The 12,625-nt window shown below is 62.7% G+C and carries 9 protein-coding genes and 1 pseudogene; 7 read left to right on the top strand and 3 right to left on the bottom strand.

Features of this window, described 5'->3' with window-relative positions:
• Positions 1-379: 379 nt before the first annotated feature.
• From RB623_RS03240 to RB623_RS03215, 6 genes and pseudogenes are all read left to right on the top strand, one after another.
• Complete coding sequence (locus tag RB623_RS03240) at positions 380-4,213, top strand: vitamin B12-dependent ribonucleotide reductase (RefSeq protein WP_308055313.1); 3,834 nt, start codon at positions 380-382, stop codon at positions 4,211-4,213.
• Between the two features lie 522 nt (positions 4,214-4,735).
• Positions 4,736-5,347 (top strand): annotated as a pseudogene (locus RB623_RS03235) (DUF5343 domain-containing protein); the annotation flags it as partial.
• A complete protein-coding gene (locus tag RB623_RS03230; protein ID WP_308055312.1) occupies positions 5,331-5,810 on the top strand; it encodes a TIGR02391 family protein in 480 nt (159 codons plus the stop codon). The pseudogene RB623_RS03235 and the gene RB623_RS03230, both read left to right, overlap by 17 nt.
• 936 nt (positions 5,811-6,746) lie before the next feature.
• Positions 6,747-7,535: a hypothetical protein gene (locus tag RB623_RS03225; RefSeq protein WP_308055311.1), complete on the top strand. Its 789-nt coding sequence runs from the start codon at positions 6,747-6,749 to the stop codon at positions 7,533-7,535.
• A 230-nt stretch (positions 7,536-7,765) separates the two neighbouring features.
• A complete protein-coding gene (locus RB623_RS03220) occupies positions 7,766-8,212 on the top strand; it encodes a cupin domain-containing protein (RefSeq protein WP_308055310.1) in 447 nt (148 codons plus the stop codon).
• A gap of 120 nt (positions 8,213-8,332) precedes the next feature.
• Positions 8,333-8,770 carry a CBS domain-containing protein gene (locus tag RB623_RS03215; RefSeq protein WP_308055309.1) on the top strand — a complete coding sequence of 146 codons (438 nt, stop codon included), beginning with the start codon at positions 8,333-8,335 and terminating at the stop codon, positions 8,768-8,770.
• Positions 8,771-8,830: 60 nt separating this feature from the next.
• On the opposite strand, the gene RB623_RS03210 is transcribed toward RB623_RS03215, so the two are convergent.
• The 3 genes from RB623_RS03210 to RB623_RS03200 all read right to left on the bottom strand — a co-directional run bounded on the left by RB623_RS03210 (position 8,831) and on the right by RB623_RS03200 (position 11,338).
• Positions 8,831-9,172, bottom strand: coding sequence for a helix-turn-helix transcriptional regulator (locus tag RB623_RS03210; RefSeq protein ID WP_308055308.1), 342 nt, complete (start codon positions 9,170-9,172; stop codon positions 8,831-8,833).
• A gap of 97 nt (positions 9,173-9,269) precedes the next feature.
• On the bottom strand, positions 9,270-10,739 hold the full coding sequence (locus tag RB623_RS03205) for a cobyric acid synthase (RefSeq protein ID WP_308055307.1): 1,470 nt from the start codon (positions 10,737-10,739) through the stop codon (positions 9,270-9,272).
• Between the two features lie 2 nt (positions 10,740-10,741).
• Entirely contained in the window at positions 10,742-11,338 is a 597-nt protein-coding gene (locus RB623_RS03200) for a dimethylsulfonioproprionate lyase family protein (RefSeq protein WP_308055306.1), read from the bottom strand.
• 115 nt (positions 11,339-11,453) lie between these two features.
• Between RB623_RS03200 and RB623_RS03195 the strand changes: the two genes are divergently transcribed.
• Positions 11,454-12,623 carry an isobutyryl-CoA dehydrogenase gene (locus RB623_RS03195; protein WP_308055305.1) on the top strand — a complete coding sequence of 390 codons (1,170 nt, stop codon included), beginning with the start codon at positions 11,454-11,456 and terminating at the stop codon, positions 12,621-12,623.
• The last annotated feature ends 2 nt before the right edge of the window (positions 12,624-12,625 follow it).

Genomic DNA, 12,625 nt, shown 5'->3' with positions numbered 1-12,625 from the left:
GGCCGCCATTCCGGCGGGTGTCTCCTTGCGCGCGCGGACTGTCCGTTTTTTTCGCGTCATGCCGCGGGAAAACGTGGCAAGAAAGGTGTGGTTAACCTATATTTAGTGTTTACCGGAGACGATAGACGCTAGATGAAGTGGTTAGACGACTTTTCGAAAAAATCACGTCGATCCCGGGAAAACGGTCGGACGGACCGGCTTCCGGGACCGGAAGAACGCTCCAGGCGGCTGCCCTCGGAACGAGCGCGGAGGCAAGCGGAGCGGGACTGTCGCGGCCATGAGGGCCGCGGCGAGCGGTGGACAGGCGCCCGGCCCATGAGGGCTGGTGGAAGACCGGCGGACGGGCGCTATATATAGATTGATGAAGGACTGAATTCCGATGCTGATCGAGCGGCGTTTCACCAAGTCCGGCCAGAGCGCTTACGCGGAAATCGAATTCCGCAAGGCGGTGAGCGAGATCAAGAACCCGGACGGCTCCATCGTCTTCCGGCTGGCCGACATCGACGTGCCGGCGCAGTTTTCCCAGGTCGCCGCCGACATTCTCGCCCAGAAGTATTTCCGCAAGGCCGGCGTGCCGGCGCGGCTGAAGAAGGTCGAGGAGACCTCCGTCCCCTCCTTTCTGTGGCGCTCCGTGCCCGACGAGGCCGAGTTGGCGAAGCTGCCGGAGAACGAGCGCTACGGTTCCGAGACCGACGCCCGCCAGGTCTTCGACCGCCTCGCCGGCACCTGGACCTATTGGGGGTTCAAGGGCGGCTATTTCGCCTCCGAAGAAGACGCCAGGACATTCCGCGACGAACTCGCCTACATGCTCGCCACCCAGCGCGTGGCCCCCAACTCGCCGCAGTGGTTCAACACCGGCCTCTTCTGGGCCTATGGCATTGACGGCCCCGGTCAGGGCCATTTCTACGTCGACCCCTTCACCGGAAAACTGACCAAGTCGAAGTCCGCCTACGAGCACCCGCAGCCGCATGCCTGCTTCATCCAGGGCGTGGCCGACGACCTCGTCAACGAGGGCGGCATCATGGACCTGTGGGTGCGCGAGGCCCGCCTGTTCAAATACGGCTCCGGCACCGGCTCCAATTTTTCGCACCTGCGCGGCGAAGGCGAAAAGCTGTCGGGCGGCGGCAAGTCCTCCGGCCTGATGTCGTTCCTCAAGATCGGCGACCGCGCGGCGGGCGCCATCAAGTCGGGCGGCACGACGCGCCGCGCTGCAAAAATGGTGATCGTCGACGCCGACCATCCCGACATCGAGGCCTTCATCGACTGGAAGGTGAAGGAGGAGGAAAAAGTCGCCTCCCTCGTCACTGGCTCCAAGATCGTGAAAAAGCACTTGGCCGCGATCATGAAGGCCTGCGTCAATTGCGAGGGTCATGACGACGACTGTTTCGACCCCACCGTCAACACGGCGCTGAAGCGCGAGATCAAAGCCGCCAAGAAGAATTCGGTTCCCGAAAACTACGTCAAGCGCGTCATCCAGTTCGCCAGGCAGGGTTACACATCGATCGATTTCCAGACCTACGACACCGACTGGGACTCCGACGCCTACCTCACCGTGTCGGGCCAGAACTCCAACAACTCGATCTCGCTCAAGGACGATTTTCTGCGCGCGGTCGAGAAGGACGAGGAGTGGAACCTCACCGGCCGCATCAGCGGCAAGGTGATGAAGACGCTGAAGGCGCGCGATCTGTGGGAAAAGATCGGCTACGCCGCCTGGGCTTCCGCCGATCCGGGCCTGCATTTCAACACCACCATGAACGACTGGCACACCTGCGTGTCGGCCGGCGCCATCCGCGCGTCCAATCCCTGCTCGGAATACATGTTCCTCGACGACACGGCCTGCAACCTGGCGTCGATCAATCTGCTGCCCTATCGCAACGCCGACGGCAGCATCGATATTGCTTCCTTCGAACACAGCGTCCGCCTGTGGACCATCGTGCTCGAAATCTCCGTCATGATGGCGCAGTTCCCGTCGAAGGAGATCGCAAAGCTCTCCTACGACTACCGCACGCTCGGCCTCGGCTACGCCAATATCGGCGGCCTGTTGATGACCTCCGGCATCCCCTATGATTCGGCCGAGGGCCGCGCCATCTGCGCGAGCCTCACCGCGATCATGACCGGCGTCGCCTATGCCACGTCTGCCGAAATGGCCGGCGAGCTCGGCGCCTTCCCGGACTATGACCGCAACAGCGTCCACATGCTGCGCGTCATGCGCAACCACCGCCGCGCCGCCTACGGCGAGCGCGACGGTTATGAAAAACTCGCCGTCAACCCGGTGCCGCTCGCCCATTCCGACCTGAAGCAGGCCGCACTCGGCGAGCACGCCAAGGCCGCCTGGGACCGCGCGATCGAACTCGGCGAGGAGCATGGCTACCGCAACGCCCAGGCGACCGTGATCGCGCCCACCGGCACGATCGGCCTGGTCATGGATTGCGACACCACCGGCATCGAGCCCGACTTCGCGCTTGTAAAATTCAAGAAACTGGCCGGCGGCGGTTATTTCAAGATCATCAACGCCGCCGTTCCCGAGGCGCTGCGCACGCTGGGCTATTCCGAATCCCAGATCGCCGAGATCGACGCCTATGCCGTCGGCCACGGCAACCTCAACCAGGCGCCCGGCATCAACCCCGGCTCGCTGCGCTCGAAAGGTTTTTCCGACGAGAAGATCGCGGCTCTGAACGCGGCGCTGAAATCGGCCTTCGACATCAAATTCGCCTTCAACCAGTGGACGCTCGGCGCCGACTGGGTGAAGACGGCGCTCGGATTCACCGACGAGCAGCTCAACGATTTCTCGTTCGACATGCTCGCCTCGCTCGGCTTTTCGCGCAAAGAAATCGAGGCCGCCAACATCCATGTCTGCGGGGCGATGACGCTGGAGGGCGCGCCCTTCCTGAAAGACGAGCACCTGCCGGTGTTCGACTGCGCCAACCCGTGCGGCAAGATCGGCAAGCGCTACCTCTCGGTCGAGAGCCACATCCGCATGATGGCGGCGGCGCAGCCCTTCATCTCGGGCGCGATCTCGAAAACCATCAACATGCCGAACGAGGCGACGGTCGAGGACGCCAAGAACGCCTACATGCTGTCTTGGAAGCTGGCGCTGAAGGCCAACGCGCTCTACCGCGACGGCTCGAAACTGTCGCAGCCGCTGAACGCCTCCCTCATCGCCGATGACGAGGACGACGAGGACGACGCCGTCGAGGCGCTGGTCGCCGCACCCGCGGCCGCCAAGGCCGTGCAGGTCACCGAAAAGATCGTCGAACGCGTGGTCGAGCGCCTCTACCGCGACCGCGAAAAATTGCCGAACCGCCGCCAGGGTTACACCCAGAAGGCGATCGTCGGCGGCCACAAGGTCTATCTCAGAACCGGCGAGTTCGGCGACGGCCGCCTCGGCGAGATTTTCATCGACATGCACAAGGAGGGCGCGGCCTTCCGGGCGATGATGAACAGCTACGCCATCGCGATCTCGATCGGCCTGCAATATGGCGTGCCGCTGGAGGAATATGTGGAGGCCTTCACCTTCACCAAATTCGAGCCGGCGGGCGTGGTCATCGGCAACGACGCCATCAAGAACGCCACCTCGATCCTCGACTACGTCTTCCGCGAGCTCGCCGTCTCCTATCTCGGCCGTAACGACCTCGCCCATGTCGACACGTCGGACTTCGGCAACACCGCGCTGGGGCGCGGCATCGAGGAAGGCAAGACCAACCTCGTTTCGACGGGCTGGACCCGCGGCCACAAGCCGACGCTGGTGGCGAGATCCGCCGAGCCGAAAGGTTTTGCCGGCGGACCTGCCGGGGCCCCTTCCCCCGCCGCGACGCCCGTCCGGGCCGCGCCGACCGCCGCCGCCGGCTCCAACGTGCGCGCCTTCACCGGCAGCACGGTGACCGCGCTAAAACCGCTCGCCTCGGAGCGGACGGAGGAAATCACCGCCTTCAAGCGCGACTACGAGGAGCGCGCGGCGGAATTTGCGGAAGACATCGAGGCCGACAGCCCGCCCGACCTGTTCGACGCGCCGTCCCCCACCACCGCCCTGTTCTCCGACAAGGCCCAGGCCGACGCCTCCGCCGCAAAAGCGCTCGCAGCCGAACGAAGGCAGCAGGCGCTGATGCAGGGTTATACCGGCAACATGTGCTCCGAGTGCCAGAATTTCACCATGGTGCGGAATGGCACGTGCGAGAAGTGCGACACGTGCGGGGCGACCAGCGGGTGCTCGTGATCTTCATGAGAGACTGAACTTGGGCGTGCAGGGCGGATTGCTTTGCACGCTAGTTGCATGTAGAACAAATTGGCAACGGGGAGGTATATATGGCCAAAACTCCGGTAACCAAACGAAACTCCGGCAAGCCTTGGACACCAACGGAGATTAGAGAATTAAAGACTCTTGCAAAGGGAAACACCCCCACAAGAGTAATAGGTTTAGAGTTGGGCCGCACGCCCGGTGCGATACAAACCAAGGCGTCTGCCGAAGGAATCTCTCTTAAGCCCACAAACCAGTCTCCTTATAACAAGCGCAAGACCTGATGCTCCATGACCACCGCATCGTCGTAGGCTCCAAAACTTCATTGAGTTGTGTGCAGACGCTGCGATATGGCGATTCAGGAACCGCAAAAAGAAAAGCTCGCGATATAGGTGGCAAATGGCCAACAAATATCCCTACGTTGCATCGTCGGGACCATTAGCCAAGACAGTTGATCATCTGCGACGAAGAGCGTTCCCAAAATAGTTAACTGCCGAAACTCTAAGAAAATTGGGAGTGGCCCCCAAAAATGAATCTTACGTAATTAACGTTCTTCGTTTTCTAGGACTGATCGATGATGAAGGCAAAAAAGTCGACGAGAAGACTAAGGCTTTTGTACAACACAAAGACGAGGAATTCCAAACTCAGTTGGGAGCTGTGGTACGAGACGCCTACGCCGAACTTTTCGAACTACATGGCGAGGATGCTTGGGGAATGGACCGGTCGAGCTTGGTCCAGTTTTTTCGTTCGTCCGATCACTCCACTGAGATAGTCGGCGGCAGGCAAGCCGGAACTTTTCAATACCTTGCGGCCCTGTCAGGTCACGGCTCGGCTCCGCCTGTAAGGGAAGCGCCCCCTCGCAAACCTCCTCCTAAAAAGACATCAGAAGCCGGCAACAAAAAAACAGGCGGAGGAACTGCCACCCCACCAAAGTCCTCTGAGGAAGCTGTACGTGAAACTGATACCAGTTCGTTCGCTTCCAATAGGCAGGAATCAAATATCGGGTTGACCGTTCGAATCGAAGTCAATTTGCCCGCCGATGGGAACCAAGAGACTTATGACCGCATATTCCGGAGCATTCGCAAGAACTTAATCGATGGCCAGACGTCTTGACGATTTTGAGCGAATAGCCCGACAGGCATATCGATTTACCGAAGCTGCTTCTCCTCAGAGAGAGGCGGGCCATCCGTTTGATTCACGAAACCTACATTCCGATCTCCCTCCCGACACCAGACGGTTATTTGACAACGGTCATTTCGCACAGTCGACTTTTGAGGCGTTTAAGTTTGTCGACGAGGAGATGCAGCGCATCTCGAACGATAACGATTTTGGTACAAGTCTAATGATGCGTGTGCTTGGAGGGGTCTCGCCTGCCATTAAGCTAACTCCTATGATGACGGAAACGGAAAAGAAAGAACAGGAAGGGTTCAAGTTCCTCTTCGCCGGCGGAGTGCTTGCAATCAGGAATCCGCGTGCTCACAAAAGCGGGATGTCCGACGATCCAGATACCTGTCTCGATCACCTAACTTTTGCATCAATGCTGCTCAGAAAGTTAGACGAGGCGGGGTTGCGATAGGGGTTGTCGAGGGCCACAGGCTGCTCGCTCCTAAGTGGGAAGGGTGAGCCCTCGCCGTCACTGCTGGTGGTGCGGCATGCCGCCAGATTATGCGCAGACTGCATTTCTACCAACACCTGTCATCCGACCTCCCTTTCAAGTCTCAAGCGCAGCGAGCGAGTCGAAAGCGAGGTCGGATGAGGGGTGTTGGACGGAACGCCAACGCTACTCAGTTCCCTCGCACCGCAGTTGCTCGCTCCCCGCCTCATACCGCCGGCGATTGCCGAACCGCATATCCTTGTGCCGGACGCAGCAGCCGTTCGCCTTGTGGGGCTTGCACAACAGACACCCTGCCCGCCTGCTCTTCGGGCGCTTCCGTTTGAAGTTCATCAAAACCTCCGATCACCGGTGCGCCCTAACGGCGCACGCGCATCTTCGAAGGATCGGACGAAGGACGGGTCATGGCTGCGATGTAGCCATATCTCGATCCCGTCTTCAATCCGGGAAACCGTCTCCTGTTCTTGAGCTACTGCATTCACCGGTGTCCGTTTTGGCTCCGGCTTGCCGGCTGGTCGAACGCAGCGGTTCTTCGCCGGCTCCGGCTTCACGCCTGTCGCGGCCTGGATTCCCGACCTCGTGAGCGAGCGAAGCGAGCGGAGAGTGTCGGGAATCCAGGCCGCGGATTCGACGATACAAAGCCGGTGCAGAACATTCGAAATCGGACAGGCTGAACAGGCTTTGAAATGTCTCGCCGAAAGGGTTGGAACCGGAAATCCGGGGATGGAATTTTCGCCTCGCCGGAAAATATTCTTGGGCGCATGCCGCCAAACCATTGCTTTTGCTGATCCCGCCTTCTTCCGCCCGGCATGCGAAACCCCGCCGGGAACGATTCTTATCCCCACCCCCAAAACCTTCCTCATACTGGTCGGGCCGGCCGTGGTGCGAAAGGAATTGGCGATGGACGGAAGTGGGGCGATCGAGAAGAATCTTCAGGCGCTGAAGCGCATCCTGGCATGGCTCGTGTCCATGGCCGGTTTTGCCGATGGGGCACCGACCCTGCCGCGCCAGCTTCACCGCGCCATCCTGCGGCTGCTGCGTCCGGCCGAATCCGCGGCGCGGCGGCTGATCATCGCGGCGGCGCGCGGGATCGTCGTGACCTTGCCGCCGTTTCGCCCGCGAAAACCGAAACCCGCGGTCCGTCGAGGGCCACGCGCCTTCATGCCGGTGGGCCCGAAGAAACGTCCAAAACCCGCCCTGCGCACATTGAGCCTGCCGCTGCTCGATCCGCTCAAGAATCCGTTCCGCGTCCGCCGCCGTTATGTGCCCGCGCATGCCGTGCCGCGCATCTTGTCGTTCGACGCACCGTACCGTCCCCTGCCGCCGCCGCCGTCGCTCGACGATCCGGTCAACGCATCGCGGCTGGTCTTGCGGCTGGAGGCGCTGGGTCGCGCACTCGACGATCTGCCGGGCCAGGCAAACCGTTTCGCCCGCTGGAAAGCGCGCAACGACGCAGCCCGTGCGCGCGACAGGGAAGCCCGCGCCGCAGGCGTGCAAAACCAGCAACGCCGCGAGGCGGTCCGCTTCCGGCGCGTCTCGCCGCTACGGCGCGGGCGTCCGCCCGGCGGCAGGCTGTCGCGGTACGACCCGACAGCCATCCATCCGCGCAACATCCGCGAGATCGACGAGATTCTGGCGCATGCCCATGCGCTCGCCGTCTACGCGCTCGATTCCCCCAACACGTCATGACCGCGCGGCGGCTCGCTCCGGAAGGTTAGGGCCCGGCGCAAGATCACAAGCGGAGGACCAACGGCCGGCGCGGATTTTTTCCGCCCCAGGGCGGCGATCCGTGCTGCCAGAAATACCGTTGTCCGTTTGTTAGCAAAACTCACCGAACGCGCCGACGACCAGCACCGACGGCCTTGCTTCCCGCCTCGCACCGCGCCAAAAATCAACCCGGCAGGAAATCGGGGGGATTGATGACGGCCAAATTGTTTCGCGACGCCGGTGCCGGGTTGGCGTTTTTCGGCGCGGTGGCATTCGCCTGGCCTGCGCTGGCCCTCGATCCCGCGCCGCAGTCGGTGGTCGTCACCCCGCTCGCCTCGACAAACGTAACTGCCGCCGGCCAGCCGATCGTGTTGCCGGCCAAGGACGCGCGTGTCATCGTCTCCAACTTCGAGATCGCGCCGGGCGCCACGCTGCCGGTGCACAAGCACCCCTACCAGCGTTACGCCTATGTGCTGGCCGGCGCGCTGCGCGTCACCAATGCCGAGACCGGCGAGAGCACCGACTACAAGCCCGGCGACTTCATCGTCGAGATGGTCGGGCGCTGGCACCAGGGCGCCAATATCGGAACGGACACGGTGAGGCTGCTGGTCATCGACCAGGTCGAGGGCGACCTGCCGAACACGCTGCTGAAGCAGTAGTTTGCATCTGTGTGCGAAAGGCGATCGCCGGCGGATTCAGGGGAACATTCCCGAAAAGACTTCGTTCCTTCGGTTCAGCATATCGAACGGCGGCGGGGTTCACCACACAGGGAGATTGCCATGAAAATCGGCCACTGCATGACCAGGGACGTTCAGATCGCCAATCCCGAACAGTCGATGCGCGAGGTGGCGCAGATGATGGGCAGGCTCGATGCCGGCGTGATGCCCGTCGGCGACAACGACCGGCTGGTCGGGATGATCACGGATCGCGATATCGCCGTGCGCGGCGTCGCCATGGGCCTGGGACCGGACGCCAAGGTGCGCGACGTCATGAGCACCGAGGTGAAATATTGCTTCGACGACGAGGAAGTCGAGCAGGTGCTCGAGAACATGGGCGACCTGCAGGTGCGCCGGCTGCCGGTTCTCAACCGCGACAAGAGGCTGGTGGGCATCATCTCGCTGGGTGATCTGGCGAAGAAAGGCGAAGCTGCCGAGACGGGAGCGGCCTTGTGCGGCATCTCGAAACCGGGCGGCGAGCATTCCCAGATCGTCCACTGACAGCCGCGGCGGCCGGCGCCGAGACTTCGGCCCCGGCCGCTCGCTCCTCCAGCCGCAGGATTAAAGTCGCTCGACCACGTCGATGCAGAACTTCACACCATCCTCCAGTCCCCGCAACGTCCTCAGCAACACGCCTTTGGCCGAGGCGGGAACGCCGTAGGAGGCCTGATCTTCCGAAAAACCACCCGCCGCACCGCTCTCCCTTCGGAGGATTGCAATCGCGGCCTTGAGGCGGCCAGCCGGCACGCGACTCTGCCCTCGCTCATATTTGCCCACCTGCTTCGACGAAATCTCAAGCTGCAAGCCGAGTTGTTCCTGCGTCAGGCCGGCCGCCCTGCGCAGCCGGGCCAGTTCCCGGCCCTGGGCCTTGTCGTACTCGTCGGGTTTTCGTGAAGTCATCATGTCGCCGCGCTGTCAAAGCGCGACACTTAGACTTGCCACCCTTCCGGAACAATGCATCCAAGGTTCCTTTCGATAGCCGCGTGGCTACCTCGGGTTCCTATCGCGCCAGCGCGAAGATCGCGTCGCAGTCGAGGTGCTTTTCGAGTTCCGCCGCCACCGCGTCCAGCGCGCGCTCGACCTCGGCACGGTAGTCGACGCCGCCGCCCTTCACACCAAGGCTTTCGAGGAATTTTGCGCGGAAAAGATCGCCGGAAAACAGCCCGTGCATATAGGTGCCGAATACTTTTCCGTCGGCGGAAGTCGCCCCGTCCTCGACGCCGTCGATCACGGTCGAGGGCCGCAGGCAGTCCGGACCAAAAGTGCGGCCCAGATGGATCTCGTAGCCCGACAGCGGCGCATCGAAGGCAATCGAGCGCGCAGTGACGTTGCGCACCGTCTTTTCCGGCTCCATAACCGTCTCGATGTCGAGCAGGCCGAGCCCCGGAGTCTCGCGCACGCTTCCCTCGATGCCGTCGGGGTCGCGCACGCTGCGGCCGAGCATCTGAAAGCCGCCGCAGATGCCGACGACATGACCGCCGCGCCGGCGGTGGGCATCGAGATCGGCATCCCAGCCGTTCTTGCGGAACTCGATCAGGTCGCCGATGGTGGATTTCGAACCTGGGATGACGACCAGCCCGGCATCTGCCGGCAGCGGTTCGCCGGGCGGCACGAACACCACCTCCACTTGCGGCTCGGCCTTCAGCGGGTCGAGATCGTCGAAATTGGCGATGCGCGAAAGAATCGGCACCGCCACTTTCAGCGCGCGGCGTGTCCCCGCCGTCAGCCGCTCCAGCACCACCGAATCTTCCGAGGGGAGCAGCGCCGCCGCCTTCAGCCAGGGCACGACGCCGAAGCAGCGCCAGCCGGTGAATTTTTCGATCGCCGCGATGCCGTCGTCGAACAGCGAAGCATCGCCGCGGAACTTGTTGATGAGGTAGCCGGCGACCATGTTGCGGTCCTCGTCCGGCAGGATGAGATGCGTGCCGGCGACCGAGGCAATGACCCCGCCGCGATCGATGTCGCCGACCAGGATGACCGGCACGTTCGCTCGCGTCGCAAACCCCATGTTGGCGATGTCGCGCGGCCTCAGATTGACTTCCGCCGGCGAGCCCGCTCCTTCGACGATGACGAGATCGGCCCCCTCGCCTACCTGCCGCCACGAGTCCATCACGGCGTCCATCAGCTTCGGCTTCAGCGCCTGGTAGTCGCGCGCCTTCGCCTGCCCGTACATCTTCCCCTGCACGATGATCTGCGAGCCGATGTCGCTCTGAGGTTTCAGCAGCACCGGGTTCATGTGCACCGACGGCACAACACCACAGGCGATCGCCTGCAGCCATTGCGCACGGCCAATCTCGCCGCCGCCGGCCTCACCGGGAATGTCGGCGACCGCCGCGTTGTTCGACATGTTCTGCGGCTTGAACGGTTTTACCTTCAGTCCGCGTTTCAGCGCCGCGCGGCACAGCCCGGCGACCAGCACCGTCTTGCCGACGTCCGAGCCGGTGCCTTGCAACATGATTGCCCGCGCCATGGTCAGCGGCCTCCGCCGATGACCGGGCGCTGTGCCAACGGCCCGCCCCGCCACAGATAGAGGGCGAGCAGCGGGTCGTCACCGGTGCGCATGGCGTGATTGACGTTCGATGGATGGTGGATCACCTCGCCCGCTTCCCGCACCACGAAATCGCCGCCGCTCTTGCGCCATTCGGTCCCGCCGGTCAGCGGAATGTAGATTTCTTCCGCGACATGGTGATGATCCGGATAGAGCAACTGCGGACCGAGGATCAAAAGACCGGCTGCGATCTCGTCATGGACGAAATGACCGCGCGTCCCCAACAGTTCGAGCCAGCCGTAGTTGTCGACGAATTTTTGGCCGAAGTCGGCGGCCGTATAGGTCTGGCCCCAGTGAAGTTGGTCGCCGCCGTGAATTAATATGTCGAGCAGCGGCTTCGCTGCTGGCGGCGCCAGTTCGCCTGCGCGCTGGAGATGGCGGAGACAGACAAGCGGTCTTGCCGCAAGCTCCCGTTCGACGAGCGCATCGCCGATCCCCGCGAGAAAACGCTCCGGCACGGCGCCGGCTAGGCCTTCCAGAAAATCCCGGAACCTTAGGAGCAATTCAGCGGCAGTCGTCACGCAAACCTCGATCTTCAATTCCCGCACAACCGATGCGCGGCCTGATCGGTTGCGCGGCGGCATCATTGGTCTAGATTGCCGGCAAGGCATAGCCAAAAACGTCGGGAGGACGCCCATGGACGCCGCAGTCGATCCGGCCGCCACGCAATTCGACCTCTCCGAGGACCAGCGCGCCATCAAGGAGATGGCGGAGGCTTTCGCCGCCGACCGCGTCGCGCCGAACGCGCTCGACTGGGACAGGAACAAGCATTTCCCGGTGGATGTCATCAAGGAGACCGGCCCGCTTGGCTTCGGCGGCATCTATGTGCGCGACGATGTCGGCGGCTCCGGCCTGAAGCGGCTCGACGCGGTGCTGGTGTTCGAGGCGCTGTCGCGCGCCTGCCCGGGCTACGCCTCCTTCATCTCGATCCACAATATGGGCGCCTGGATGATCGACCGTTTCGGCAGCGAGGAGCAGCGCCAGCGCTTCGTGCCGAAACTGACCGCGATGGAGTGGCTCGCCAGCTACTGCCTCACCGAGCCCGGCTCCGGCTCGGACGCCGCGGCGCTGAAGACGCGCGCCGTGCGCGACGGCGACCATTATGTGCTAAACGGCACCAAACAATTCATCTCCGGCGCCGGCGACAGCGACATCTATGTCGTCATGGTCCGCACCGGCGGCGACGGGCCGAAAGGCATCTCGGCGCTGGTGGTCGAGAAGGGCATGCCCGGCCTCTCCTTCGGCGCTATTGAGCACAAGATGGGCTGGCACATGCAGTCCACCCGGCAGGTGATTTTTTCCGACTGTCACGTGCCGGTCGCCAATCGTCTCTCGGAGGAAGGCGCCGGTTTTTCTATCGCCATGGCGGGGCTCGACGGCGGCCGGCTCAACATCGCCGCCTGCTCGCTCGGCGGCGCACAGGCCGCGCTCGACAAGGCGGTCGCCTATGCCGGCGAGCGGAAGGCGTTCGGCAAGGCGATTCGCGAATTCCAGGCAGTGCAGTTCAAGCTGGCGGACATGGAGACCGAGCTTCAGGCGGCGCGCGTCTTCCTCTACGCCGCCGCGTCAAAGCTGGACGCCAAAAGCCAGGACGCCGGCAAATGGTCGGCGATGGCCAAGCGTTTCGTCACCGACATCGGCTTCCAGGTCGCCAACGATGCTTTGCAGGTGCATGGCGGCTACGGCTATCTGCACGACTACGGCATCGAGAAGCTGGTGCGGGATCTCCGCGTCCACCAGATCCTCGAAGGCACTAACGAGATCATGAGGATGATCGTGGCCAGGGCATTGGTGGGAAAGAACTAGGC

It is taken from the genome of Mesorhizobium sp. LHD-90 (assembly GCF_030929505.1).
Lineage (GTDB): Bacteria > Pseudomonadota > Alphaproteobacteria > Rhizobiales > Rhizobiaceae > Kumtagia.
The sequence above is the reverse complement of the archived record's forward strand: the minus strand, read 5'-3'. Positions and strand labels throughout refer to the sequence as shown.

Coding starts and splice junctions, on each gene's coding strand:
- RB623_RS03225 (WP_308055311.1), top strand. CDS start 6,747: ATGGACGGAAGTGGGGCGATCGAGAAGAATCTTCAGGCGCTGAAGCGC.
- RB623_RS03230 (WP_308055312.1), top strand. CDS start 5,331: ATGGCCAGACGTCTTGACGATTTTGAGCGAATAGCCCGACAGGCATAT.
- RB623_RS03210 (WP_308055308.1), bottom strand. CDS start 9,172: ATGATGACTTCACGAAAACCCGACGAGTACGACAAGGCCCAGGGCCGG.
- RB623_RS03215 (WP_308055309.1), top strand. CDS start 8,333: ATGAAAATCGGCCACTGCATGACCAGGGACGTTCAGATCGCCAATCCC.
- RB623_RS03220 (WP_308055310.1), top strand. CDS start 7,766: ATGACGGCCAAATTGTTTCGCGACGCCGGTGCCGGGTTGGCGTTTTTC.
- RB623_RS03205 (WP_308055307.1), bottom strand. CDS start 10,739: ATGGCGCGGGCAATCATGTTGCAAGGCACCGGCTCGGACGTCGGCAAG.
- RB623_RS03240 (WP_308055313.1), top strand. CDS start 380: ATGCTGATCGAGCGGCGTTTCACCAAGTCCGGCCAGAGCGCTTACGCG.
- RB623_RS03195 (WP_308055305.1), top strand. CDS start 11,454: ATGGACGCCGCAGTCGATCCGGCCGCCACGCAATTCGACCTCTCCGAG.